General features: G+C 48.7%; 25 protein-coding genes. 1 reads left to right on the top strand and 24 read right to left on the bottom strand.

Features of this window, described 5'->3' with window-relative positions:
• Nucleotides 1-43 precede the first annotated feature (43 nt).
• The 7 genes from AC50Y5_RS26265 to AC50Y5_RS26235 form a co-directional block, all read right to left on the bottom strand.
• Nucleotides 44-1,201: a YhgE/Pip domain-containing protein gene (locus tag AC50Y5_RS26265; RefSeq protein WP_056043566.1), complete on the bottom strand. Its 1,158-nt coding sequence runs from the start codon at nt 1,199-1,201 to the stop codon at nt 44-46.
• A 234-nt stretch (nt 1,202-1,435) separates the two neighbouring features.
• Complete coding sequence (gene tatC, locus AC50Y5_RS26260; RefSeq protein WP_081419174.1) at nt 1,436-2,251, bottom strand: twin-arginine translocase subunit TatC; 816 nt, start codon at nt 2,249-2,251, stop codon at nt 1,436-1,438.
• 37 nt (nt 2,252-2,288) lie between these two features.
• A complete protein-coding gene (tatA, locus tag AC50Y5_RS26255) occupies nt 2,289-2,519 on the bottom strand; it encodes a twin-arginine translocase TatA/TatE family subunit (RefSeq protein WP_056043563.1) in 231 nt (76 codons plus the stop codon).
• Between the two features lie 41 nt (nt 2,520-2,560).
• Complete coding sequence (locus AC50Y5_RS26250) at nt 2,561-3,577, bottom strand: molybdopterin-binding protein (RefSeq protein ID WP_494864305.1); 1,017 nt, start codon at nt 3,575-3,577, stop codon at nt 2,561-2,563.
• Between the two features lie 68 nt (nt 3,578-3,645).
• Nucleotides 3,646-4,140, bottom strand: coding sequence for a MogA/MoaB family molybdenum cofactor biosynthesis protein (locus tag AC50Y5_RS26245; RefSeq protein ID WP_046229101.1), 495 nt, complete (start codon nt 4,138-4,140; stop codon nt 3,646-3,648).
• Nucleotides 4,141-4,205: 65 nt separating this feature from the next.
• Nucleotides 4,206-4,700: a cyclic pyranopterin monophosphate synthase MoaC gene (gene moaC / locus AC50Y5_RS26240; RefSeq protein WP_056043561.1), complete on the bottom strand. Its 495-nt coding sequence runs from the start codon at nt 4,698-4,700 to the stop codon at nt 4,206-4,208.
• A gap of 24 nt (nt 4,701-4,724) precedes the next feature.
• Nucleotides 4,725-5,336 (bottom strand): 5-formyltetrahydrofolate cyclo-ligase, encoded by a 612-nt coding sequence (locus AC50Y5_RS26235; protein ID WP_494864190.1) that lies wholly within the window; start codon nt 5,334-5,336, stop codon nt 4,725-4,727.
• Nucleotides 5,337-5,491: 155 nt separating this feature from the next.
• On the opposite strand from AC50Y5_RS26235, the gene AC50Y5_RS26230 reads away from it, so the two are divergent.
• A complete protein-coding gene (locus AC50Y5_RS26230; RefSeq protein WP_494864189.1) occupies nt 5,492-7,426 on the top strand; it encodes an ABC-F family ATP-binding cassette domain-containing protein in 1,935 nt (644 codons plus the stop codon).
• Nucleotides 7,427-7,714: 288 nt separating this feature from the next.
• Here AC50Y5_RS26230 and AC50Y5_RS26225 read toward each other — a convergent pair whose 3' ends face one another.
• The 17 genes from AC50Y5_RS26225 to AC50Y5_RS26145 form a co-directional block, all read right to left on the bottom strand.
• On the bottom strand, nt 7,715-8,371 hold the full coding sequence (locus AC50Y5_RS26225; RefSeq protein WP_046229099.1) for a response regulator transcription factor: 657 nt from the start codon (nt 8,369-8,371) through the stop codon (nt 7,715-7,717).
• The gene (locus AC50Y5_RS26220) at nt 8,349-10,745 is read right to left on the bottom strand and encodes a sensor histidine kinase (protein WP_056043556.1); all 2,397 of its coding nucleotides are present in this window, start codon (nt 10,743-10,745) and stop codon (nt 8,349-8,351) included. Before AC50Y5_RS26220 ends, AC50Y5_RS26225 begins: the two co-directional genes overlap by 23 nt.
• 32 nt (nt 10,746-10,777) lie before the next feature.
• The gene (comX, locus tag AC50Y5_RS26215; protein WP_155973652.1) at nt 10,778-10,951 is read right to left on the bottom strand and encodes a competence pheromone ComX; all 174 of its coding nucleotides are present in this window, start codon (nt 10,949-10,951) and stop codon (nt 10,778-10,780) included.
• A 123-nt stretch (nt 10,952-11,074) separates the two neighbouring features.
• On the bottom strand, nt 11,075-11,998 hold the full coding sequence (locus AC50Y5_RS26210; protein WP_056043552.1) for a polyprenyl synthetase family protein: 924 nt from the start codon (nt 11,996-11,998) through the stop codon (nt 11,075-11,077).
• A 29-nt stretch (nt 11,999-12,027) separates the two neighbouring features.
• Nucleotides 12,028-12,231, bottom strand: coding sequence for a hypothetical protein (locus AC50Y5_RS26205; protein WP_046229097.1), 204 nt, complete (start codon nt 12,229-12,231; stop codon nt 12,028-12,030).
• 31 nt (nt 12,232-12,262) lie between these two features.
• Nucleotides 12,263-12,979 (bottom strand): ABC transporter ATP-binding protein, encoded by a 717-nt coding sequence (locus AC50Y5_RS26200; RefSeq protein WP_056043548.1) that lies wholly within the window; start codon nt 12,977-12,979, stop codon nt 12,263-12,265.
• A gap of 156 nt (nt 12,980-13,135) precedes the next feature.
• On the bottom strand, nt 13,136-13,519 hold the full coding sequence (locus AC50Y5_RS26195; protein ID WP_056043546.1) for a hypothetical protein: 384 nt from the start codon (nt 13,517-13,519) through the stop codon (nt 13,136-13,138).
• A complete protein-coding gene (locus AC50Y5_RS26190; RefSeq protein WP_056043543.1) occupies nt 13,516-14,037 on the bottom strand; it encodes a MerR family transcriptional regulator in 522 nt (173 codons plus the stop codon). The genes AC50Y5_RS26195 and AC50Y5_RS26190 overlap by 4 nt, the downstream gene beginning before the upstream one ends.
• 21 nt (nt 14,038-14,058) lie before the next feature.
• On the bottom strand, nt 14,059-14,472 hold the full coding sequence (locus AC50Y5_RS26185; protein WP_056043539.1) for an Imm1 family immunity protein: 414 nt from the start codon (nt 14,470-14,472) through the stop codon (nt 14,059-14,061).
• Nucleotides 14,473-14,813: 341 nt separating this feature from the next.
• Entirely contained in the window at nt 14,814-15,290 is a 477-nt protein-coding gene (locus AC50Y5_RS26180; protein ID WP_056043537.1) for a hypothetical protein, read from the bottom strand.
• A 5-nt stretch (nt 15,291-15,295) separates the two neighbouring features.
• Nucleotides 15,296-15,676: a hypothetical protein gene (locus tag AC50Y5_RS26175; protein ID WP_494864188.1), complete on the bottom strand. Its 381-nt coding sequence runs from the start codon at nt 15,674-15,676 to the stop codon at nt 15,296-15,298.
• Nucleotides 15,637-16,128, bottom strand: coding sequence for an RHS repeat domain-containing protein (locus AC50Y5_RS26170; protein ID WP_494864187.1), 492 nt, complete (start codon nt 16,126-16,128; stop codon nt 15,637-15,639). The genes AC50Y5_RS26175 and AC50Y5_RS26170 overlap by 40 nt, the downstream gene beginning before the upstream one ends.
• 167 nt (nt 16,129-16,295) lie before the next feature.
• On the bottom strand, nt 16,296-16,643 hold the full coding sequence (locus tag AC50Y5_RS26165; RefSeq protein ID WP_056043527.1) for a hypothetical protein: 348 nt from the start codon (nt 16,641-16,643) through the stop codon (nt 16,296-16,298).
• 32 nt (nt 16,644-16,675) lie between these two features.
• Nucleotides 16,676-22,954, bottom strand: a complete 6,279-nt coding sequence (locus AC50Y5_RS26160; RefSeq protein WP_494864186.1) for an RHS repeat-associated core domain-containing protein — start codon at nt 22,952-22,954, stop codon at nt 16,676-16,678.
• A gap of 33 nt (nt 22,955-22,987) precedes the next feature.
• Nucleotides 22,988-23,395, bottom strand: coding sequence for a DUF4280 domain-containing protein (locus tag AC50Y5_RS26155; protein WP_494864185.1), 408 nt, complete (start codon nt 23,393-23,395; stop codon nt 22,988-22,990).
• Nucleotides 23,392-23,961, bottom strand: a complete 570-nt coding sequence (locus AC50Y5_RS26150) for a hypothetical protein (RefSeq protein ID WP_494864184.1) — start codon at nt 23,959-23,961, stop codon at nt 23,392-23,394. The genes AC50Y5_RS26155 and AC50Y5_RS26150 overlap by 4 nt, the downstream gene beginning before the upstream one ends.
• Nucleotides 23,958-25,106: a pentapeptide repeat-containing protein gene (locus tag AC50Y5_RS26145; RefSeq protein WP_494864183.1), complete on the bottom strand. Its 1,149-nt coding sequence runs from the start codon at nt 25,104-25,106 to the stop codon at nt 23,958-23,960. The genes AC50Y5_RS26150 and AC50Y5_RS26145 overlap by 4 nt, the downstream gene beginning before the upstream one ends.
• Nucleotides 25,107-25,183: the final 77 nt, after the last annotated feature.

Genomic DNA, 25,183 nt, shown 5'->3' with positions numbered 1-25,183 from the left:
TTGACGCAAGCACTCGGGGCTGACCAGAAAGCGCGGAAACGAATTAATTAGACTTCATTGCCATCTGCCCTGGCTTCATCACAGCTTGCTTCTTCAAGCCAACCGCTGCCATGCTGATCACAAATCCGACGATCGCAATAATAGCCAGTGCTGCGACCTCGCTTCCGATGCCCGTGCCACCGAACAGCACATTCATTAGCCCCTCAACTGCATAAGTTGCAGGAAGCGCTTCTCCAAGCTTTACATAGAAATCTGGGAGCAGCTCACGCGGCACAATTGCGCCGGAAGAAACGAGCTGCGCAGACAGCGCAATAATATTAAACAGCATGCCAGCCATGCCGAACACGTACAGGAACATTTGAGAAACAAACATAAAAGCAAGCACGAACATGAGCTGGAACAGCCACAGCTTCAAGAAGCCCTGCTCCATTTGTCCATTGAATGCAGCAAGCAAAGAAGAACCAATCAGAGAAACGAAAATTGCCGATCCTGCCGTAATGATGCTGCGAGCTGCAAAACGCTTCCAGCGGCCTGCCCCAGCACTAACCATCATCGACGATTGCTCCAGGTTCATCCCCATAATCATCGCGCCGACATAAGAAGCTAGTACCATCATCATCGGAACCATCTGATTGTTCATGCCTTTGACTTGGTTGGTCGATTCAATGTTCGCCGTAATACGTTCCGCTAAGCTTTGACCGGCAATTGCCGCCTGCTCCGTCGGAATACCCGCCTTGCCAAGCGTACCGGCAATACCTTGCTCTATCGCCTGTGCATTAGCTTCTTTCGTTACTTCTGCGGCAACGCCGCTCATAATAGATTTAATTAATGCAGGATTGGATTCATTAATAATATAGCCAATATCCGCTTTGCCATCTGCTGCCATCGCCTTTTGCGTAAAATCAGCAGGGAAATAAATGATCATTTGCAGCTCGCGTGCGTTAAGCTGCTGCTTCGCATCCTCAAGACTGGATGGCTGCGACATTTGGAAAGGCAAGCTGCTAACCAAGGAGCCTGCAATTTGCGTGCCGAACTGTTGATCCTCATTGACTACTGCAATATGCAATTTATCAATACGATCGGTCACTCCATTATAACCTGTCATCCATATAACTGAAAATACAATTTGAAACATAAGCGCCGTAATAATACCAACAATTGTTGTTGGACGCTTCATAAAAGCTTGAATCGTGTTTTTCATCGCCAATCCCATCCTGTCTGTGTCTATTTATCCGGTTTAAACAAATGTTTTAAACAATCGATTTAAACAACTGTTTTAATAATATATTTTGCTTCAAAAATTGTCAACATGAAAATTATGATTTCCAGCTAGCTTATTAAGTCGAGCTTCAGCCAAATAAATGATAAAAATCCCTGTGCCCGCTGCCATAAAAGCAACGGATACAGGGATTTTTATCATGCCGATCGCATGAAGCTATGACGCTTCTTCATTCATTTCCTCTTCCCGCAGTTTGTCTGCCGCAAGCTGCTTGCGGTATATTGCAGCGGACAGGAAGACGCTCATTTCATATAAGCCGATTAATGGGATAGCAACGAGCGCATCCGATACAAAATCGGGCGGCGTCACTACAACCCCAATAAAAATCATAATAAAATAAGAGATACGGCGCATTTTGCGCAAACGAATCGGATTCAAAATCCGGATTGCGGTCAAAAACATAATGACCAGCGGAAGCTCAAATAAAAGCGAAATCGGAATCAAAATATTAAACATAAAGGTGAAATATTGAATAATTCCGAACGTCTCCACCAAATTCAAACTGTCCGATACATTTCTGGTAAAATGGAACGCGAGTGGAAAAACGACAAAATAAGAAAACGACAATCCCACCAAAAACATCAATAAAGCGAATGGAATATATTTAAGCGTTGCCCGCTGTTCCTTCACATGCAAAGCCGGCTTAACGAATGCCCATAGCTGATATGCCGTAAACGGAATCGTAATAATAAGCGCAATGACGAGCGCAAATTTCATATAGACGCCGACGCCATCCCACAAGGAAAACGTATGCATCGGCAGAGAGCGCGCTGGCTCAAGGCTCATAATGAAATCGTATGCAGGCTTGGCCACAAACAATCCGGCAATAAGACCGACCAAAATAACAAGCAGCATATAAAAAATCCGTTTGCGAAGCTCTCCGATATGCTCCAGCAGCGGCATCAGGCCTTCCTCACGCAGCCGTTCGCGATTAAAGGGTTGTTCGGTAGCTTTGTCTTGCCTGATTCCCATCTGTCACAATCTCCTTCCAGAAAAAAAGCGGGCCCGATTAATCCGGCAGCCGCTTGTTATTCGACTCAGTATTTTCTGATTTGGAAACGTCGATCCGTTTCTCCTCTTTTTCCTTAGGCTCGTCATCCAATACATCTCTTGCACCTGCTTTAAATTCCTTAAGCGTCCGACCGAAAGCTCTACCCAATTCAGGAAGCTTGTTAGGACCAAACAACAGCAGGGCCACTAGCACCAGCAAAATAATTCCCGTTGCACCAATAGATGGCATAATCGTCTACCTCCTTCTCACTCTTGGATGTCTGTCCAAACTCAGCATCCGTACAAACCGCCATAACCGAGCTGTGTAATATCTTCCTTCACAATTTGATGCCCAGCAAGTATGCGTGCCAGCAGGACATCGAATGAAGTAAACGGGTCATGCATGACGCATCCCGGTAAGCCAAGTATTGGCACTTCGTTCAAATAACCCATTAACAGCATGGAGCCAGGCAGCATCGGCGTTCCATAACTAACAATGTGTGCACCCGACGCCTTAATTGCGCCTGGTGTGCGGTCGTCAGGATCGACAGACATTCCGCCTGTTACCAATATCATATCATAATCTTGCCTAAGCAAATAGTTAATTTCATTAACGATCACCTGCTTGTCGTCGGGTGCAAAACGCTGCTCGATGACCTCTGAGCCGAAGGCTTCCAGCTTGCTGCGGACAGCGGGACCGAATTTATCCTCGATCCTTCCGCCGTATACTTCTCCACCCGTCGTAAGCAGACCAACTCGCAGCTTGCGAAACGGCTTTACCCGAAGTGGAGCAGCGCCCTTATGTGCCGAGCGATATTCAGCCGCCAGCCGCTCCACTTCCTCTACCTTGGACTCCGGCACGACAAGCGGTATGGCGCGAGTAGCCGCGAGCTGCCCGTCCTTCTTCACTACGCTATTCGTCTTTACCGTCGCAAGCGCAATTTCACCCAGCGAATTAATCGCATGCACCAATGCTTCGTCAACCTCGACGAGCCCCAGCAGCTCTGATTTCATGCTTACTTTGCCTTCATGCGGCTCGCTAAGCCAAATGCCGTCTCCGCTAAGCGCCTTTGCCATCCTGCTTGCAGCATCATCCTCATGAAGCTCGCCATCGGCAAGCTCCATAATGTAAATATGCTCCTTGCCAATATCGAGCAGATTGGGAATATCGGCTTCGGTTATAATATGGCCTTTTTTAAAAATTCGGCCTTTAAACTCGCCCGGCACAATACGGGTCAGGTCATGAGCCAGCCGCAAACCAATAGCATCGTAGATGGATACTTCCTTTAGCACCGTCTTGCTTTCCAAACTCAGCTCAGCCGCTGTGACTGCTTGCTTTTGCTGCTCTTGCTGCTGCTCTTGCTGTCCGGAGCTGCTCATAGCACGTCCTCGCCCTGTGTACCGGAAATAATCTCAAGCGCCTGAGGCAGCTGATCCATAATGGCCATTAAGCTTTCATGGACGCCTTTCGGGCTGCCCGGCAAATTCACAATCAGCGACTTGCCACGGATGCCGCATACGCCTCTGGACAGCATCGCGCTTCTCGTCTTTTGAATAGCGCCAAACCTCATCGCTTCTGCCAGCCCTGGAATGACCCGATCAACCACGCGCAATGTAGCATCAGGCGTCACATCACGGATCGCAAGGCCTGTCCCTCCCGTTGTCAGCAGTAAATCCGCCTGATAATATTCGGTCATCTCAATGATGGCTGCCATAATTTCATCCTGCTCATCCGGAACGATGCGATAATCGACAATAACGCCGCCAAGCTCCTCCTCTACCAGTTCCCTGATAACTTGAGCGCTCGTATCTTCACGTTCACCGCGCGAGCCTTTATCACTAGCCGTCAAAATAGCCACTTTCCACTGCATATACCGTTCCTCCCATCCCTTGTCCGATCATGGGTGATTCCATCGCTGGAAACAGCCGCCCTGCTTTATTTTTCTCTCGAGTCTGCTTCCGCTTGAAACTGGTAATCGCCGTTTTTGCCACCGGTTTTTGAAACAAGATGTGTTGGGCCAATCACCATATCCTTCTGGATTGCTTTGCACATATCGTAAACGGTAAGCGCGGCGATCGAAACCGCCGTCAGCGCCTCCATCTCGACCCCAGTTTTACCTGTTGTTTTCACGGATGCCTGTATGTAGAGCTCATCTGCGCCATTGTCGTCAAAGCGCACATCCACGCCAGTCAATGGAAGCGGATGACACATTGGAATGACGTCCGATGTTTTTTTTGCGGCCATAATAGCTGCAACCTGAGAGACGGCCAGCACATCGCCTTTGCCTATCGTTCCCGCTTTAATCCGTTCCAGCGTCTCGCTGTGCATCGTAACGGTCGTCTGTGCTGTAGCGCTGCGAGACGTAACGTCCTTATCGCTTACATCCACCATTTTGGCTCTGCCCTGCTCGTTAAAATGCGTCAACCCCACAGCACACTCTCCCCCTCACGGCTTTTATATGAAATGAATCCCGGATTCCGTTACGATTCCGTTCATCTTCAAATCGTGCTCCTGCATCGGAACCTGCTCTGCAACCTGCGCCTCAAAAGCTGCGCCAATCCATATCGCGTGCTTCCCTGCTTCGCCTGCCCGCTCGGCGAAGCGATCATAATAGCCTCCGCCATACCCCATTCGTCCGCCCATGCGGTCAAACCGAATGCCGGGGACGATGATGCTGTCTGGCACATGCCCCTGCGGAAGCTCCTCGCATTTTGCCGGATCAGGCTCACGGATTCCGTATGCGCCCTCCATCAAATCTGCTGGCGATTGCAATCGGTACAGTGTCATCGAGCGATCAAGCGGATGGCAACGAGGCACGATTACTTCACGTCCTGTTGACCACAACCAGTCCATTAGCGGCCACATATCCAGCTCGGAGCGAAACGGAACATAACACATGATTTCGCGCTGCTGTGGGTGCGCTTCCAGCCACTGGCTTAACGCGCCGCAAGCAAGCCCGGACCATAATGCCCGATCCTGCTTCGACAGGCGATCACGGACTTTAGCAGCATCCGCTCGAATACGCTGTTTCTCCGCTTTAATTTGCGATTTTTCATTGTCCGCCATAACCGCTATTCTGCCTTTCCAATTCCTCAATTTCGATTATGTTCAGTTTACCATTGTTATGCAACTTTCGCCAATGGCGGCTTGCATTTGTGGTAATATATAATGAAACAGCAAGCAAGCAAAAGCTAAGCAATTATTCGTTGGAGGTATTTTTCATGCTGCTTCAAGTTTCTAATATAAGTAAAAGCTACGGTGTAGATCCCATATTATCAAATATTACGATGCAGGTGCTTGAACGCGAGCGCATCGGACTCGTTGGCGTCAATGGCGCCGGCAAGTCCACACTGTTAAAAATCATTGCCGGAGAGCTGTCTTTCGACTCCGGCGCCATCCACAAAGCCAAGGAAACGCGGCTCGGCTATTTGGCTCAAAACAGCGGCCTGCAATCCGACCGCACCATTGAAGCCGAAATGCGCGCTGTGTTCGCTCATTTACTGGAGGCTGAGCAGGAGCTGCGCGATCTGGAGCAGCAAATTGCTGATCCTGTGCTGCATGAACAGCCGAAGCGATATGAAGAGGTGCTCGACCGCTATTCCCGCCGCTCCGACTGGTTCCGCGAGCAAGGCGGCTTTGAAATCAATACGCGCATCAACAGCGTTCTCCACGGCATGGGCTTCGGTACTTTTCCGCCGGATACACCTATCCATACGCTGAGCGGCGGTCAGAAGACGAGGCTGGCACTCGCCCGTATTTTGCTTCAAGCGCCTGATTTACTCATGCTCGATGAGCCGACCAACTATTTGGATATTCCGACGCTCACTTGGCTCGAAGGCTACTTACGCAGCTATTCTGGCGCCATCCTTGTCGTTTCTCATGACCGCTATTTCCTTGATGCGCTTGTGCAGACGATTGTCGAAATCGAACGGCATTCCGCTAAACGGTATACTGGCAACTACAGCCGCTATATTGACCTGAAGGCCGCAGAATACGAAAGCGATTTAAAGCAGTTTGAGAAGCAGCAGGACGAAATCGCCAAGATGGAGCAGTTCATTCAGCGCAACATTGTCCGTGCCTCTACTACGAAACGCGCTCAGAGCCGCCGTAAAGCGCTCGACAAAATGGACGTGCTCGACAAACCGCTGGGCGATTTAAAGAAAGCTAATTTCACGTTCCAAATTGAGCGCCAAACCGGCAAAGATGTGCTGCAGGTGTCCGATTTATCCGTGCTGTTCGACGAGAAAAACAAGCCCTTGTTTCAGCATGTCTCCTTCCGCTTGCAGCGTGGCGAGACGGTAGCTCTTATCGGGCCTAACGGCATTGGCAAATCGACATTGCTCAAGACGATTGTCGGTCAGCGCCAGCCGTCGAGCGGCAGCATCGCCTGGGGCTCCAACGTCAAGCTCGGATATTACGATCAGGAGCATACCGGACTTAATCAGACCAATACTGTACTGGAAGAGGTTTGGGGGCTCTACCCCCATATGGAGGAATCCCGTATTCGGACTGTTCTTGGCAGCTTTCTATTTAGCGGCGAAGATGTGCTCAAACGCATTTCGGCGCTCAGTGGCGGCGAGAAGGCTCGCGTATCACTAGCAAAGCTCATGCTGGCTCAAGCCAATGTGCTCATTTTGGACGAGCCTACCAACCATTTGGATTTATACAGCAAGGAAGTGCTGGAATCCGCTTTGCTCGATTATGAAGGCACGCTGCTCTTTATTTCTCATGACCGATATTTCCTTAATAAAATGGCGGAGCGTATTGTCGAACTGACACCTAAGGGCACCGAACATTTCCTAGGAAATTATGACGAAATGATAGAGAAAAAGCATGAACTCGAAGAAGCGCGGCTGGAGGAAGCGGCTAAGCGGGCTGCATCAAGCAATAAAGCAGCTGCGTCTTCTGACAACGTTAGCGATTACGCGCTGGACAAGCAGGCAAAGCGAGAAGAACGCAGCCGTCAGCGCAAGCTGGAGCAGGTAGAAGCTGATATTGCCGACCTGGAGCAAGCCATTGCGGATTTGGAGCTGCAGCTGACAGACCCAGCTATTTTCAACGATTACATGCGGATCCAGGAAATCCAGTCGCAAATCGACCAGAAGCGCATCGCATTAAGCGAAGCCTATGAGCAATGGGAAACGCTTAGTGAATAATATCTGCTACATCACTTCCTCTTTAGAATAACTTTGCAGAGCATTAACCATTCACAAGCTAGACGAATGGGTTAATGTTCTTTTTTTATATTAAAAAGTGCTGGTGAACGTGGTCGTTAAAAAAATATAAAAAGATGCTTGCGCTATAAAAGCGCAAGCATTGAGAGGGAAACCAATGTTAGGGTATTACTGGGGGGATCAAGTGACTGCAGCTTGCAAATATTGCCGCAGCTATCCCAATATGAAAATGTCATTGCCTATCGAATATATAGGCAGCGACGGTAAAACTCAAGGGACAAATTGCTCAAGTCGGATAATACCAAGCCGTTTTGCCTCAGCGATCGCTTCCGATCGGGACCTAACGTTAAGCTTTTCAAATATCCGGGTTAGATGGTACTCTACAGTACGCTGACTCATATGCAGCTTAATGGCAATATCTTTGTTGCTATTGCCGTACGCGACCTGCTGCAAAATATCCTGATCGCGTTCTTTGATCGATACTTCTTCAATTACCTTCTCAGCACGCGTAATTTTGACTTCGTTGCGTCGCAGCTGCTTGAGTAGTGAAATCGGAATAACCGCTTCCCCTCGCATAGCGCATCGAATGGCGTTATGCAGCTGTTCTCGCGAGACCGTCTTAGAGATAAAGCCGGAAACGCCGCATTCAATCAATAAATTATAGTGCGTACTAATTTCATACCCAGTATATATAAGCACTTTGCGATCTGGATCCTGCTGAATCAAACGTTTTGCAAGCTCAAGACCGCTAATGCCTGGCATGTTCAAGTCACATAAAATAATGTCAAAGCCTTCGTTGCTAATCGCATCCAGTGCTTCCATGGCCGATAATACAACCGTCACCTTCATTTCAGGATCTTGTTCAATCATCGTTTTGGTGCCTTCTCCAACAGATGGATGATCATCAACTAATAAGATACGAATCACGCAGCAAACCCCTTTCCGATCGGCCAGTCGTCATATTTTGCGGCAATATTATAATGACCTCAAGACCTTTTCCACGTTTCGACCGGAATGTTATTTCACCTTCAAGGCTAGCGACTCTTTCTTTAATACCGGATAAACCCATATGCTCGAAAGAAGCCTCCATATAATCGACATCCATGCCGACCCCATCGTCCTTATAGTGAAAATAAACCATGTTTGTTCGCTGCTCTAATTCTAGCGTGACCAGATTGGCACGCGCATGCTTATCAGCATTGCGAAGCAACTCTTGGACAATGCGATAAATCGCTGTAATCTGCTCTTCGTTAAGCAGGTTGTCGAAAGGCTTGGCCCGAAAATCCACCGCAAAATTGTTTCTCATTTGCGTATGCTCAATAATCGACTCCAATGCTTCAACAATGCCCATTTCCTTAAGCAGCGGCGGTCTTAACTCATTGCAGGTTTCCCGAATTTGATGGATGACATCAAGCAGCCCTTCTTTGATTTCGTCAAGCTCGACTTCAAGCTTTTCCGTAATCGGATGGTCCAGCATGAGTGCTTCCAGCCTACGGTACCACAATAACTGGTCTTGAAGCGCAGAGTCATGAAGATCTGCTGCAAGCTTCCGCCGTTCATTTTCCGAGAGGCAAAACAACAATCTTAAAATCCAAGGTGTTGTCGCCTGCTCTTTCTTAACCTCAGATTCCAAATCCTCGATTAAGCTTTCAATCAGATATAAGTTTTCAAACACGATACTTGCATAATTCGCAAGCGTCTTGAGCCAACGAAGCTCATCTGAATTGAAGCGGGTATGGTTGGTTTTGGAGCCAATCCATACGATGTACTGCTTTGACTTCTGGCAGCCAATAACTAGTCCCAGACCATGAGGCAGCTCAACGACTTCCCCGACTTGAAGCGAATCAGACACTTGCAGCAGAAAAATAGCTGTACTCTGCTCGTCTTCCTTCTCTCCTACCGGGTTAACCACTGCTTCGATCTGGTCTACAATGAGAAAATCAATTCGGCTAGCCGGAAGCAATGCCCCAATTTCTTCTTTCAGCACCATCTCCAGATCATCCCGTTTCATGACTCGTGCAATTTTGCGTGAGAAACGATCGAGGCTGTCTTGGTAGCTGTACATGGCTTTAAAAAGCTTGGGACGAAATTTATGATCAATCTGCTCCTTGGAATAAAGAAACAGGGTCATAACAACGTAACTAACGATAAAGATTTGAAGCCATCTGACCCAAGAGAATACAACGTCCCCACTTACAATCGCAGCAAACGCCAATGTAACGATAAGCGCTGGCAACAAGGACAGCAATGTATAATACTTAAAGCGGGTCAATATAAAATCAACATCAAACAATTGGTTGGATGTTAATAAATAAAAGTAAACGATCGGCAGCACGAACAAAAACGGTGCTGTGAACGCCGCCGGCAAAATTTGAATGTTTCCTCCCAACAACGGCAATAAATTCATCGTCGTAAATGGAGTAAAAGCAACCAAATGCGAGGTTAGCGTTATTTTGAATAAAGAGTTGAACCTGCTACTCCGATAATAAAAGTACTTCCTAAACAACTGATAGACACAAATGAAATTCCCGACTATCAGTGTGGCATGATATACCATTCTAGCGTTTAGAAATACTTTCTCCGGAATAAAATTCGTCCAAATATAGACGAGGCAAAACAAGGAAACAATACTGAAAGCTACCGACAGATACCATATTAGCTTAGGGCTAATAAAAATCATGCCATATCTTCGCAGGTACATATTCATAAATAGCAGGAACAAAATAGCTACAAATGGAATGACTGCATACATGACGGTAACGCCTACCAAATCATTACGATAGGCTGCGGCTGAAGAAAAGTAACTCAGCCCAATCGCCAAGAAAAACAATATGAGCATAATGGCAGCATTATCATTTTTCCTTTTCCTATACAGGAAGGTGGATAGCCCCAGAAACAACAACAGGGAAGCCCATGGAATATAAAGCTGAATGAGCAGCTCCAAACCTGTATGATCACCGTTCCAACCTCGATTGAAAGTCACTAGCCTTTGTTCGCCAGCTTTTTCACTAACGACAATGCTCTCAACTCTCTCTACGGAAGAAAACTTGATGATATTAACATTTTGTCCAGCTGGCTTTCCATTAACTTCATCAATAACATCCCCAAGTTGAATACCCTTCAAAACAGCTTGTCCTGCTGGCTCAAGCGACTCTACCAAGTATTCACCTTGCGAATTTTTCACAGTCACTATACCAATAAACGGATCGCTAATGATAACGACTGTAAGGTAACCAAGTAAAGCGAATAATCCACTCAGGAAGAGAAAAAGCAATAGATTCCTTGAGCGCAACAGCTTCATCTTTCTCCCCTAAATTCATGCAGCGCATTACCTTATGTCCAGTAGACCATTTGGTAATTATCTTTCTTATCTGCTTGAATGCTCAGGGTTTCAAAAATCGCTTTTTTCTCCGCTGGAGTTACTCCAGCCATTTGCAAGTTCCCGCTTATTGCTAAATCCATCAATTGCGAGTCTTTGGCTAAAGAACGAATATATTCTTTCAACACTGGAACTCCTCCTTGGAATGTGTAAAGGTCTTTCTGTAGATAACTATAGCAGGAAATGATAGGTAAGCAAACGCAAATCTAGTTCGTATTTACCGCAACTACCATTGCGGTGTTATGGCGAAGCTATTCTTTAGCCAATATGCTTAACAGCATTTCCTTGTGCACGGCCACTTCAGGAACCGATTCCATGAGCTCCATAAAACGGTTATAATGTGTACGCATCACAACTAAGCCGTACAGCATGGCGCCGGATTTTTCATACGCTTCCTCAAACAGTCCGCGCTTATCAGCTACATCAGCCTCATTCAAGCGACCTTCAAAATAATCCCTGATCCAATTATGCTGATCTACAGCATCCTCAAGCATGTACAAAGTAAGAAGCGTCTTCTTCCGCTGCAAAAAGTCATTTTTCTCATCCCAGCGAAGCAGATCACGAATGTCATTTTTAATTTGAGCCGCCATTCCTACCTCAACGGCATACTCCGCAACAATCGGATGCCAGCCTCGACCGGTCAGCATAACGCCTGTCATGCACGCATGAACGATCAAGGCTGCCGACTTTTGCTTAATGGATTGAAAATAAGAGTGTTCATCTGATACAGCGTTCATCAAATCCATCATTTGCCCATTGGCCGCTTGCAGGAGTTGAAGGTTCATCATTTTCATTGTTGTTTGCACATGGGAGCTATCGAATTCAGAATCCATCATCGCTTGCTGCGAAAGGGTCAAAAAAGCGGCTGCAAGATGCAGCGCTATAGGCAGAGGAGCTTCAGACCAGGCCTGCTTTGGCGCATCCTGATCCTGTAAATCATCGAATATATCGGTCGCTAAAATAAGAAATTCAACGGCTGCCGCCGCACGATATACTGCCGCCCCTTCACCGCCGAACATCCGGTAGTGAAGCACGGTCAAACGTCCAAAAGGAAGCTGCTCATTCAGCCGGTCCATTAAAAATAAATAGGCGTACTGAATTAAAGAATCAACTGTAAAATGGCGTTTGACCATCTCTCGCATTTCAAATTCGATTTTAGGTACACAGTCCTCCAACTTTAGACCCCCATCGTTTCAAGATTTTTCTATTTTACACGATGGAGTAAAAACGTACCAACATTTTTCAATATATTAGAAATAATACCCGCCTTCCTCTTTGAATTCAGCCGCTCCTGTTCCATCTCCTCCTCGTTTATTCGGTTCACCAGCACAGCGATCATTTCCATTCGTTTCCTGAGCATGTCGGCACGATTGACAAATGGGCCTGTGGTGTCACGATCCCGGTTCATGAATGTTAAGCCCTCCTTCCAACTGCTGCTGTTACACGGCTCCCGCGTAAGCAAAATGGACATATACGGCTTCCATCGTTAAACCACCGGCTGGAATTTGCGAAATTAATCGCTTTGGGGTATCGCATTTCACTAAATTTCCTTGGCGCAGCACGGCAATGCGATCACAATGATGCTGCATTTCCCCCATATCATGGCAGGACAAAACAATCGTTTTCCCTTGGCGCTTGAGCTCCAATATGATGGACCAATATTCTTCTCTCGCCTGCATGTCCAGCCCGGTAGTCGGTTCGTCCAGAAAAATAATCTTTGGGTTGTTGACGACAGAAATCGCCAGTGCCACACGCTGCCGCCAGCCACCAGATAGACGCCTAACTGGACGATCCAAGTAGCTTTCCAAACCAAAGCGGTCAATAATCTCTTCCATTTCAGTTGAACATTTATAGAAGGAACGGAACATTTCCAGCGCCTCCCTCACACTCAGCTTATCCACCAGCGATATACTTTGCAAATGAAGGCCAATATGCTCCTGAAGCTCAGTTGCTTCTACAGCCGGATTAATGCCAAGCACCTCGATTTGTCCCTTGTCGGGCTGACGCAGTCCCATCAGCATTTCGAGCAGCGTCGTCTTTCCAGCGCCGTTCGTACCAATAATGCCAAATAACTCTCCTTCTTTTATCCGCAAGGAAATATTATCGACTGCCTGATTTGAGCCATAAGCTTTACATACCGAGTCTACCTTAATCATTGTCCTTCTCACCTAATTGTCGCCTCCCTGATTGATAAGACGTTATGGCATAACCCCGTTTCTCTGATCTTCTGCCGGTAACCACTGCTTGTCTTATAACCTTACCCCATATGAACGGTAATTTCACCGTAAAAAAACGCAATTACGACCGCAAGTTTATTGCGGTTCCGCAACTTTTGCTGGGATTTTGACAGATTTATTGGAGTAAAGCTCAACAATGTGACTTGGAATGTAAGGTTTGGATAATTCATTTTCAAAATAGACGATCGTTGATGCCTTTCTTCTATATAAACAGCCAGACAAAGTATAACGAAGCATGACAGAGGAAGTTACTTTTTCAGCTAACGAAAAACTACTCGCATCGGTTTCACTGAAGGGCTGCGCTGGCCACTGTTTTTTCAAAGCTTCGGAAGCCCGGACGTGGATTTGTTCCATTTTCTTGACCCAGATTTCCGCCTGCACCTGCGGATGGTGGACCATTGTGAAAAAGGGGAGCTCGCAGCGAGCCAGATCGGCTAAATACTCAGGATCACCTATCATTTTCTGAAGCTCGTTCCATGCCAGCGGTCTCTCCACTCCTGTGGAATGCCTTCCAGCAGACGGGATTCATCCATTTTGGCGGAAACGAATTGTTTCCGCCTTTCAGCATTTGCCGTAAGCGACTCAACTAGGCTTGATACGTAACCAAGAGATTGCCTAGTATCACCGGAAGCTTTGGTTTCGGTTTCGTGCTGCTTCGCCTGATGCAAAATCGAAAGCATGGCATTCAGCGTATATACCTGGGTTTCCAACGCTTCAATCTGCAAGTCGAGCGCCTGATCCATACCCAATTCCCCACTCATCAGCTTACGGATATCCGGTATTCCGAAATTCAGGAAACGAAGCGTAGAGATTAGCTCCAGCCTCCATAAGTCCTTTGCTATATAAAGGCGATGGCCTCCTTCTGTATGAAGGGATGGCTTAATCAGCCCGATTTCATCGTAATACCGAATCGTTTTAACGGTGGAGCCGACTATTTTAGCCGCTTCACCAATAGAATACGTATCTTTGGATGGCAAAGTTAGATCACCTCAAAGCTATTATACATGCTGCCAATTTAAACGATCATTAATTTCCCCTTCTAGCGCAAATAGTTTAGCAGCTTTAAGCATAGTTTCCAAATCAACGCAATTATTTGCAGAAAAATCTCCTTTCTGTCCTCCTGTTACAAGTTGAATGATTTTATCTTCGGATTTTGATGAATCTAATAGATTAAAAAAAGATACATTGTCGAAAGTCGCATATACATTGTATAAACCCGAATTGCCGCCACCTATCCCCATATGAATATCTTCATCCTTGCTTAGCACGACCTGCGTTTTGTTATCCCCATTAAGCTCCGTTAGTATTTTCTCTATCATTCCCCAATTCAAATCTTGATTTTGATCCTGTATAAATTCCCCTTTGTCTCTGCCATTAACCCAATTATCAAAATGAAGTCCCTTAATAAACATTTGTGCACCTCCATGTTTTTATTTAAATAGATTTATTTTATCAAATGGATTTTTCTTCAACGTACTAATCACATGCTTTATAGAAGACTCTATCTATTACTAAGGTACCAAATGCGTCAATTAAAATAACCGGATCGCCATTCACGTGACCAGAGCGGTTAAAAGTAAGATTTAAGAAAAAAGCCTATTCCTTCTCAAATTGCCAGTCGGAATGGACTTATAAATTATTATTTCAATTTCTCAAAACAGTTTTTAATCGGGCTCAATCTAAAAGTTAGTGCTTGACAGTCCAAGATCATTGTCATTAAATTTTTGGCTGAAAAGAATTATCCGCTTTACAACTACAACGGTAAATTCTTCTTAAGGAATAGATACCATTCTTCAGAATCAGCATTCGGTACTAACTCACCGTATTGGGGACCGAATACATAATTGGCCAGAAAATCACTTACAGATCCTAGGTCTCTCCCTTCAGTATCAGGTTCTTCTTGATTGAAGAGGTATACTTGTCCAGATTCTTTATTAATTACTACCGGTTCATATAAAACCTGTCCAATTTCAATCCATTTTTCTTCTGCTCCAGAGAAATCAGATATACGAAATTGATGCTTTGATAACTCTCCAAATGACCACAGGTCGAACATTCCACATCGTGCACCATCAGCTTCCCTTAAAAAATCATAATAATCTTTAAGATAATCGTTATCTGTAATAATTTTTGTATTACCTTCATTTATTTCAGCATAGATTATACTTTCGGGTTCATCCAGCAAATTTCCTCTCAACTTTCTAATAATAGATAGTAATTTTTCGTCCATTTTTCTTACCCTCCCATATCAATTTTAATTTTAATTTTTGTACCTGTAGGCAAGTCTCGAATCTGCGGTCTAATTTGCTTAACACCTATATGCCAGTTCGTAAATGTATCTAAAAATTTTAAATTCTTAACAGTATCAGGCCCACCTAATTGTAATTCCCAAACATGATCCGGCTGCATATCACTAGTTATTCTTTTAATTAATTTTTTAGCAAAAACAGGATTTCCCTTGCCGTATTGATTCCATATTCTCTTTATCATGTCTTGTCGATATTGTTTTGTTATATTAGGGTTTCTAGATACTGGATTTTGAGCTTTGTATAATAAACCTTGATCCCCTAGTTCTTTTAATTTTTTTGCCTTTCTTTCAAAATAGTTTTTAGGCATTTTTTATCAAACTTAAGAGTAATTACTACAGCTTTATCTTTAGCCTTCCCCTTGGAGCACTCACTCATTGCCTCTAACCCAAACGGATCAATCAAACTCACCGGATCGCCATTCACATACCCAAACCGGTTAAAGGTCTGCCCTTCTAAAATGCTTCCACGCAGCACATCCCGGTTCAAAAACCGCTTGATGCCGGTATGATAATACCGCGCCCGCATGTAGTAAAGGCCGTTCGGATTGGTCATGACGCCGTCTCGTCCATTATAGCAAAACGGCTGCCGCGTTGTCCCTTCGTGATGCTCCCGCTCTCCGTACAATCCGTACGTATAACGGTCTGTCACGCGTACGTTCTCATCAGTCAGCAGCGTCGTGCTTCCACGCAGATCATAGTGATAGCTCTGGTAGCGGCCCATGCTGTCTTCCCGCCCGATTAGCCCTTCCGCTCCATACACAAAATAAGCCTTCGTCTCGCCGCGTCATGTCACCGATATGCGCACTTATGGTGTTACCATCCGAAATTTTGTAATAGAACTTACCATTACAAAAAAGACTGCCCTATGCAAACAAGTTAATGTCATAGGGCAATCTTCTTTTCACACTATTTCATTTGCGTTAATAATTAACTCTCATCATCTTCAGGAATTAATAAATCATCTATTCGTTCTCTATCTTCTGCAATTTGTTTAGACATTCCAAAACTATTCATAAAGTGTTTTAAGGGTAGTATCTCAGTATAGCTTCCATTCTGCTCAAAAATTTCAAACTCTTTGTTATGGACGACTAACTCCTCTACTAAATTTTTCATTTTTTGCATTTCATCATTATTCACATAGTTAGCTGTCATCAAAGGCAGCTTATTATTAATACATGATTTTATTTCTGAAAATCCTAAACCTGTATGTTTCTTAATCAAAATCATTAAACTACTGCTTGCTTCAGATTGTAATATTACAGTGATTAAAGTCATATTCCCGTTCCCCCTAATTTAATTTACAAACCCTAGAACTCTTCTGGGAAGGAAGGATTATAAGGTTTTCCAGGCAAGCCTTTCCTATAAGAACCTCCATGCCAACGGTTGAAATGTTCTTTTACTGTTGCAGGATAAATGATTTCCCCTTGATTTGCTAAATGAGGATACTTTGAAACACTATATGCATGATGTCCTGTAATAGTTTTTCCATTATGTGTAGGAACTTTGTTGCTGAGTATATCATCTCTCTGCTGTTGTGACCAATTTCTAGTTGTTGGTTCCCCCTTTTTAATTCTTAGTTTCTCTTGTTGCCAAAACTCTTTAACTCCAACATCTCTCCTAGCAGCAAGACGTTTGTTCCATTCGAGCCGCTTATATTCCTCTTTTGTAATCGTTCTATTATCGACCTTAGCTTCTAGTTTCTTCTTGGTTTTATGTCCTAGTTGCTTATATGGGCTTGGCTTAGGAGATAAATCAAGTCCTGCGTCATTCGCCCTCGTATTTATAACATTATCAGTACAACTACTAATTGCACTCAAACCAAACGGATCAATCAAACTCACCGGATCGCCATTCACATACCCAAACCGGTTAAAGGTCTGCCCTTCTAAAATGCTTCCACGCAGCACATCCCGGTTCAAAAACCGCTTGATGCCGGTATGGTAATACCGTGCTCGCATGTAGTAAAGACCGTTCGGATCGGTCATGACGCCGTCTCGTCCATTATAGCAAAACGGCTGCCGCGTTGTCCCTTCGTGATGCTCCCGCTCCCCATACAATCCGTACGTGTATCGGTCTGTCACACGCCCGTTCTCATCCGTCAGAAGCGTCGTACTGCCGCGCAGATCATAATGATAGCTCTGGTAGCGGCCCATGCTGTCTTCCCGACCGATAAGCCCTTCCGCACCATATACAAAATAGGCCTTCGTCTCGCCGCGTCCATCCTGTTCTAACAGCACCCGGCTCAGCTCTTCCACCTGATCCGTCACATAATGTGTCGTCTGTCCGCGCCATGTCACCGACATGCGCACTTGCTCGGCATCGTAGGTGTAGCTGGTTCGTCCAGCCTGCGTCAGACGATTCCGCGCATCGTACCGATATGTCGCTGTCTCTGCCTGAACATCCTTCTCCAGCACCATGGGCAAAACGAGCAAATTCCCGTCTTGATCATATACGACTACCTTGCCGTTCACTGTGGCAAGACGATTGTCTTGCGCATAGCTCATCGCTGTCGCAGCCAGCGGCGCTTCGCCCGCTTCTGTCAGGTTGCCGCCGAGGTCATAGCTGTACCACAGCTTGCGTCCCGGCATCGCTCCGCTCACAAGGCGGCGCAAATTATCGTAGGTGTACTGCTTTTCTTCCTCTTCCACCAGTTGGCCCAGCTCATTGTATGTCATGCGATACTGCTGTAACATGACGCCCTGACGGTTAATATCCCACAGCCGCACCAACTGGCCCTGTACATCATAGCTCCGCTGCTCTATACTTCCATTCGGACGTTCGGTGCGAACCAGCCTGCCGTTCACATCATAGCTGTAACGGGTCACACGTCCACGCCAGTCCTTCACCTGCGTCATCTGGCCTGCAAGATCATACGAATACGTTACTTGCTTGCCGTCTGGATAAGTCATGACTCGCAAATTTCCGGCTTCATCATAGGCGTAGCGAATCGTCTGGCCATTGCTGTCCTGACAGGAGGTGAGGCGCCCCAAAATGTCGAATGTGCGTCGCTTGACGCGCCCTTCTTCTTCTACCCGAATAACATTCCCGTCGATATTATAGCTGAGGCCAATTTGCCCCGCCTCATCCTTTATGGATTTTAATTGGCCTGCGGCATCATAGCCATACGCTGCCTGCTGGCCTCGCGCATTCGCCCTTCCCTTCAGCCAGCCGCGATTGTCATACGAGAAGCGCAGGACCTCGCCTGTTCCATTCTCCTCCTGCTCCAGCAGGCCGCTGCGGTCATACGACAGCTTCGTTTCATTGCCATGCGCATCGGTATAGCTCGTAATTTGCCCTTCGCCGTCATAGCTCTGGCGATACGTCGCTTCGTCATGCTCCACGACCTCCGTGATTCGGGCCGCCGCATCGTAAGCAAACGTCGTCTGTTGCCCTTTCGCGTTTTCCTTCGCCGCAATCTGTCCCGCTTTGTTAAAACGGTAACGCGTCGCTTGACCAAGCGCATTGATTTCCGACACCCGATTGCCTGCCGCGTCATAATCGAGCTGCGCGATTTGCACTCCACTGGCATCCCACATAGCGTTTACTCGGCCCAGCCCATCATAGCCATAACGCTCCGTCCTTCCGAGCGCATCCGTAACAGCGACCAAATTGTCCGCTGCATCCCACTCATACTGCGTCTGCCCACCGCGCGCATCCATCCGCGCCACCAGCCGTTCCTCGGCATCATAACGATAGGCGGTCACCTGTCCGAGCGCATCCTTTTCACGCTCCAGCAAGCCATTCGCATTGTATACATAGGCGGTTGCCGCACCCGAAGGCAGCGTCTCCAGCGTCTTTCGATCAAACGCATCATAGCCAAAAGCATATACCCGTTTCAACGGATCGATAACTTTGACTAAATTATCATTCGCATCATACTCGCGTAAAATGGTTCCGCCTGTTGGATAGCCTAAGCTCGCAACCCTTCCCGACAGGTCATATTCCACGACCATCATACGCTCTTCGCCGTCTTTTATTTGCAGGACGCGTCCATCCGGGCCGTAAGCATACGAGGTCGTTACACCGTTAAAATCGACGTAGCTTTCCCGCTGTCCGTTCGCATTGTACGTCATTTTGGCTACTGCGCCATCCGCGCGGAGGATTTCAGCTAATCTTCCCCCGCTATCATAGGCATAAGCGGTCGTCCGCCCTTCCTCATCCGTTTCACTCACGAGCAGTCCCTGCTCGTCGTAAACGTAGCTCGTCTCATGGCCTAGCGCATCCGTCATGCTGACCAGCTGCCCATAGTCATCATAAGCCATCGCAACTGCGCTGCCATCCGCCTGCGTTTCCGATATCAGCTTGCCCTGCTCGTTGTACGCCAGCTGCACGAGGCTGCCGTCCTTCTGAATGATCTCCACCAATTGAAGCTGATCATCATGCACCAGCACTTCAACCGCGCCCAGCCGATCTGTTGCCGTCGTAATCGTGTAGCCAAAGCGGCTTTCCACATCATAGTCCAAATACGCGATGGCGCCGGATGCATCCGACTGGCTCGTAATGCGGCCAAATTCATCGAACGTATTCTCGTATTGAACCGCTCCGCCTACACTCATCCGCGCAAGCTTGCCATTCCAGTGGTAGCCGATGTCCGTCTCATTGCCATTCGCATCGATATAACGCGTCATTTGATGCGAGGCATTATATTGCATTCGAATGATTCGCTTGCCCTCGCTCACGCGGCTGAGCAGCCCCTGCGTATCGTAAGTCAGCTTCAGCGCTTGCCGTGTAATCGCATCCGTTAAGCTGGCAAGCCGTCCCTGCGCATCATAACGCATTTCCAGTGCCTGTCCATGAGCATTCACCCATTTCAATGCCTGGCCTGCCAGGTTAAAATAAATCTGCTCCTGCGTTTCACGCTGCCACAGCACATAGCCTTCCGGCTCCTGCCGCAGCTCCTCGCCCAGCACATCGCTATCCGCACTGCGATAAACCCCGTCTGCCTGTCTTACAAAACGGTTGCGGCGGCTTTTCGTCCGCCAGACCGTAACACCTGGCGGATTAGCATCGGCAATAGGCTGCTTCGCAAGCAGCACCTTATCAAACGCTGCTTCCCCCTCATTGCTTGCCACATAATCTGTTACTACACAATCAGCTTCCACACGATCGGCTGCCACTGCCACATCCGCTTCATCTTCCTCAAACGTAAGAGCCAGCTCAAAGTTATGCGTCCATACCGCGCCCATCGCTCCGCCCGTTTCCAGCAGCGAATGGTAATGCATCTCGAACGTCCAAGTGTCCGCGCCATAGAGCTTGAGAGCGGGATGAATAATAAATTGCCCGCCTGAGCCCGCATGGATCGGGTCATTTTTACAGCTGCGCTTATCCGCCTTGCTCGGATCTTTCTTGGCTGATTCCTTTTTCGCCTTCTTCTGCTTCTCCTGATTCATTTTCTTAGACGGCTGGTTCTGGCTCTTACTACTGCCATTTCCCTTGCTCTTGCCATGGCTCTTCGCCTTCCCTGAGTTTTTCCCCTTGCCTTTCCCGCGTTTTCCTTTCCTTTTCTTGCCTCCGCCGAGATAGGACAAATACGCCAGATTTTCAAGGCCCGTCTTCTCCAAAACATAATCCATCGCCATATCTCCGGCAAAATCCAGCGCTTGCTCGACGCCCGGCAGCTTCATTACCTTTTTGAGCTTCTGCACCTGCTCCAGCTTGTCCAAATTGCTGCCGACCTTGCGCGCTGCCGTCAGCACCTTGCCGTCTACCGCCTTAATGCCGCTCACCATCTGCTTCGTGAAAGCCGAGGTTGACTTAAACGCCTTTTGCGCCGCACTCAGCGTCTTGCCGGTAGCTTTGGCCGCATTAGCAGCCTTCATCATCGCCTTGCCGGCTTTGGCGGCATTTTTCGCCATTCTCGCTCCCTTGAGCGCTGGCCCTGCTCCTGGCACAATACAGGACGCCATGGACATTGCCGCTCCCAGATAGTCGCCGCGTCCAACTGAAATCGCCGCATTCGCCACGTTCGCGACTACGCCAAGCCCCGGCACACAGCCGGCAATATCCAGCCCGACCTGCACGACATCGAGCAGCGTGCCGAGCCAGCCGCCTTTTTTCTTCGGCTCCTCCGGCTCTGGAGGCGGCGGCTCGGGCAGCGGCACCGGCAGCACTTCCTCCTCATCGAGATCCTCTACGACAACGGGAGCAAAATACGTGCCGACCAGCAGCAGCTCATCGGCAAGCACATCCGTGTCGCCGTCCATCACAATGCTGCTGTTGCCGCAGACGAGATACAGCCCTTCCTGTGCCGTAATCGCCAGCTTCGTCTCCGAGGAAAGCTCAATCGGCTGCTCCGATTTAATCGCAATTGCCGTATCGCTGCGAATTTCAATGCCGTTCTCCTCATGCAGCTGAATGAACAGCACGCCTTCCTGCGCAATAAGCGACAGCTCCTGCCCGGCAAGCTGCATTTCCTTGCCATACGGGGTTGTCCATGACTTGACGCTGGAATCCGCCATTTTCGGGGAATCCTGCCCGCTCTTGCGCACCGAGCTGAGCGCCATCGCCTCCCCTTCCTGGCGGCTTGGAAAATACACCTGCACCGCATCGCCCTGCTCCGGCATGCAGTGCATGCCGGTCCCATCCTCCGATGCGTATACCGATGCGTACGGAAGCCAGCTGGCTTCCTCCTGCTTTTGCTCCGCATCCACATCCAGCTGCACGCGCACGGCCGCGTTTTTCACCTCAAGAATTCGCCCTTCGAGCGCTGCGCCTACGACCTGCTCATTAAACAGCTCGCTTTGGCGAATGCCGGATGGGGGCAACAGCTTATAGGTAAAGACGAGCAGCGCCTGCCGCAGCTCCGCCTCCACCTCGGCAACAGCCAGCTCGCGCCCTTTTACCTCTACGCGATCACCGATTTGCAGCACCTGCTCGCTGACGACTTCATAGCCGAGAAAGTCCTGCTCGCTTAACGACTCTCCCTCGCCCAGAGCAGCCGCCTCCCGATAGGGCGACAATGTTTTGGCAATCGTATAACTATGCAGCGGAAGCTCCACGAGCCGCCCTTCGCCTAAACCGAACCAGAACTTAGGCGATGCCGCGGCAGCCTCCGGCACGAGAACGGCGCCAAAGCGCGAGGCCATACGCTTGAGGAAAGTCCAGTCCGTCTCCTCATACTGCAGCGTCAGCTCGCCCAGCTTTTCCTTGTGCGCCGCCTCATTTATCGTATCGGCCCTCGGATATGCCGCCAGCACCGTCTTCAGCAGCTCATCATACATCATTTCCCCATTCTGGAAGGAGCGCGTATTGCGCTCCAAATCCATGCTGCTCGTATGCGACAGCACCGTGAGCTCGAACGTATATACGCTGCGGATCGCCCGCACCAGAAAGCTCGCGACGGTGCCACTGAACAATATCCGCACCATGCCGCCTTGCTCATCCACCTGATGCAGCTCGACCTGGTCCTGCTCGCTGACGAGCTGCAAATCCTGATCCTCCCGCTCCTCCGGCAGGATGCCGCTTACCCATAAAAGGGCATGCTCATTGACGCGTTTCTCGATGCGCAGCCCTTGAATTTGCTGCACGGCATACGGCCATTGCAGGCGCAGCTGCTCGTAGCCGATGGCCTTTTTTTCCGTGGACATTCCATAGCCCCCCTTCCTCTGACAACCGCATGCCTATACGCCCTGCCCGTCATCTTCAATTGAGATCGTGCCGCAGTACAAGCATGAATTTTTGGAGCAGCTGAGCAGCGCAGGGAGCCCGCCAACCTTTGTTTCTGTTTTGCCATTCGTCCATGGCAGCGCGATGATCGGCGTGCACGGCGCAATGCCGCCAGCCGCGACGACAGCCGGATTCGACTGGCTCATGCACCGTTCAAAAGGCATAATGTTCGTCCCCAGCATATAATCGCCAATATTGAGCTGCGCTTGCTTTTGGATATAAACCCCATGGCTGAGAGGCGTTTTAAGACGCATCCGCTTCGTCCCCCAATTGCAGGAGATGATTGCGCCCGCTACGACGTAGCTTTCTGACGCCCCTTGGCCCGCTATAATCGTTGCCGACTCGTTTCCACCACCGCTCATCCCCATCGCTCCTCTTCGGATAATTGAAGCTGCACCTTCGTAAATCGAATGCCCGCCACTTCCCTGCGCAGCAGACTTTCTGCCACCCCAAGCTGCACGAGCGTTACATCCTCACGCAAGCCGCCAATTTTCAGAAACGGATGCTTGCCTGCTTTAGCGGAATCAACTACCAGCCGTTTGCAGGTCCCATCGGGAAAAAATTCAGTTTGCGCAGCTAGGCAATGGACGAGCGGACGCTCCAGCAGCCAATACGAGGCTTGTATGCCGCTCCCCGGATCGACAAGCACGACCGAACGAAACAACGCGCGCGGCACATACTTTGCCAACACCTCCTTCACGAGGTCCGAGACGAGCGGGGCAGGCTTTTGGATAAAATCGACCGCAACAACCCGCTTCTGCTGCATCAGCCGCAGCGGTGCTATACTTTGGGAGCCATCCGGTTTGAAAAACAACGCTCCTCCCTTAGGGCCGGCCAGCGCCTCCGCCAGCACCCCTTCGCTGTCCATCGGACGAATGGCATCAGCCACTCGCTGATCCTGCGTCATAATGAATAAGCCCTTCCTCATGCTCCGCCGTCCTCCTCTATCCATATGGCCTGTGCCAGCTGCTCCTCGCTGAATGCAGCCTGGCTGCGGGCACTAGCACTAAACAGCGCCTGCTCTATATTCGCTTGCTCGAATACGGCGCCAGCCAAATTCGCCCCGATGAAGCTTGCTCCTTTCACATTAGCGAGCGTAAAATCCGCTCCGCTCAAATCCGCGCCATTAAATCGCAGCGGCACAAAACCCGGATGCTCCCATACGAAAGGATCTCGCATTCCGCTAGGCCCGCTGCAATAGCTGAAATCCGCTCCCTGCAGCTCGCTGCCGCGAAAATCCGCTTCGCACAGCAGCGTGTAGCGAAAGCTGGCCTGCGTGAGCTTGCTTAAGCTAAGCTTAGCTCCGACCAGCGCTGCCCCTTCAAACGAGCTGTGAGAAAGGTCGCTGCCACGAAAATCGCTATAGAGCGCTTGAATGCCCGCATAATCGCCCTGGGCCAAATCCAGCTCTGCAAACACCTCATAGGTGTAGGTCAGCTCCTGCTTTTGCTCCAAATAAGCGCGAACCTCGGCAGCCTCTTTTTGGCAAAAATCCTCCTTGTACACCGTCTCGCTCTGGTCCATGTACTCGCCCACGCGAACCTCGCATTCCACTTCCTTCTCCAGCTCCCTGTAGGCTTTCAGCTTCGCCGCCTCCGGCATCGCATAGCGGATTAAGCTGATGACGTAGCGATGCGCCTGCACCGCAGTCCTCAGCCGAACTGCCTCTGCCTGCAGCGCAGCCTCTGAATCGGAGAAGTAGCCCCTGGCCTCGGCCAGAAGCTGCTGCTCCAGCCCAGCCAGATCACGAAAAGCCCAGCTTGCATCATAGCTGCCATAGCAGCTGTTTTCATCCATATACCATGTTCGATCCGTTGCCTCGGCCATATAAAGCGGGCTGCCCGCAAGCAGCTCCGTCCGCAGCAGTGAATAGGTGATATGCCCCAGCTTTCCCTGCAGCCCCTGCTGCTGCCTTCCTCCGATATAAAGGCATAGCTGCTCAAACGATTGCACGAACAGCTCCGCAAGCCGTTCCTTGTGTGCTGCAAAATACCGCTCCAACGCCAGCAGCGCCCGCTGGCTTAGCTCATCAGCCACCTGCTCCTCAAATAGCTCGAGCCGATTTTCCTGCATGAACCGCTCCCCTTTCGTCTATTGAATGCCCTGTTTCTTATGACTTTTCTCGTAAGCTCTCCCCTTGCTTGTGTAGG

This window comes from Paenibacillus sp. JT22N7 (genome assembly GCF_059383875.1).
The sequence above is the reverse complement of the archived record's forward strand: the minus strand, read 5'-3'. Positions and strand labels throughout refer to the sequence as shown.

Bases quoted from the DNA above. Each gene is read 5' to 3' on its own strand.
- AC50Y5_RS26265 (WP_056043566.1), bottom strand. From the start codon at position 1,201: ATGAAAAACACGATTCAAGCTTTTATGAAGCGTCCAACAACAATTGTT.
- tatC (WP_081419174.1), bottom strand. From the start codon at position 2,251: ATGGGAATCAGGCAAGACAAAGCTACCGAACAACCCTTTAATCGCGAA.
- tatA (WP_056043563.1), bottom strand. From the start codon at position 2,519: ATGCCATCTATTGGTGCAACGGGAATTATTTTGCTGGTGCTAGTGGCC.
- AC50Y5_RS26245 (WP_046229101.1), bottom strand. From the start codon at position 4,140: ATGCAGTGGAAAGTGGCTATTTTGACGGCTAGTGATAAAGGCTCGCGC.
- AC50Y5_RS26235 (WP_494864190.1), bottom strand. From the start codon at position 5,336: ATGGCGGACAATGAAAAATCGCAAATTAAAGCGGAGAAACAGCGTATT.
- AC50Y5_RS26230 (WP_494864189.1), top strand. From the start codon at position 5,492: ATGCTGCTTCAAGTTTCTAATATAAGTAAAAGCTACGGTGTAGATCCC.
- AC50Y5_RS26220 (WP_056043556.1), bottom strand. From the start codon at position 10,745: ATGAAGCTGTTGCGCTCAAGGAATCTATTGCTTTTTCTCTTCCTGAGT.
- AC50Y5_RS26205 (WP_046229097.1), bottom strand. From the start codon at position 12,231: ATGAACCGGGATCGTGACACCACAGGCCCATTTGTCAATCGTGCCGAC.
- AC50Y5_RS26200 (WP_056043548.1), bottom strand. From the start codon at position 12,979: ATGATTAAGGTAGACTCGGTATGTAAAGCTTATGGCTCAAATCAGGCA.
- AC50Y5_RS26195 (WP_056043546.1), bottom strand. From the start codon at position 13,519: ATGATAGGTGATCCTGAGTATTTAGCCGATCTGGCTCGCTGCGAGCTC.
- AC50Y5_RS26185 (WP_056043539.1), bottom strand. From the start codon at position 14,472: ATGTTTATTAAGGGACTTCATTTTGATAATTGGGTTAATGGCAGAGAC.
- AC50Y5_RS26180 (WP_056043537.1), bottom strand. From the start codon at position 15,290: ATGGACGAAAAATTACTATCTATTATTAGAAAGTTGAGAGGAAATTTG.
- AC50Y5_RS26175 (WP_494864188.1), bottom strand. From the start codon at position 15,676: ATGCCTAAAAACTATTTTGAAAGAAAGGCAAAAAAATTAAAAGAACTA.
- AC50Y5_RS26165 (WP_056043527.1), bottom strand. From the start codon at position 16,643: ATGACTTTAATCACTGTAATATTACAATCTGAAGCAAGCAGTAGTTTA.
- AC50Y5_RS26160 (WP_494864186.1), bottom strand. From the start codon at position 22,954: ATGTCCACGGAAAAAAAGGCCATCGGCTACGAGCAGCTGCGCCTGCAA.
- AC50Y5_RS26155 (WP_494864185.1), bottom strand. From the start codon at position 23,395: ATGAGCGGTGGTGGAAACGAGTCGGCAACGATTATAGCGGGCCAAGGG.
- AC50Y5_RS26150 (WP_494864184.1), bottom strand. From the start codon at position 23,961: ATGAGGAAGGGCTTATTCATTATGACGCAGGATCAGCGAGTGGCTGAT.
- AC50Y5_RS26145 (WP_494864183.1), bottom strand. From the start codon at position 25,106: ATGCAGGAAAATCGGCTCGAGCTATTTGAGGAGCAGGTGGCTGATGAG.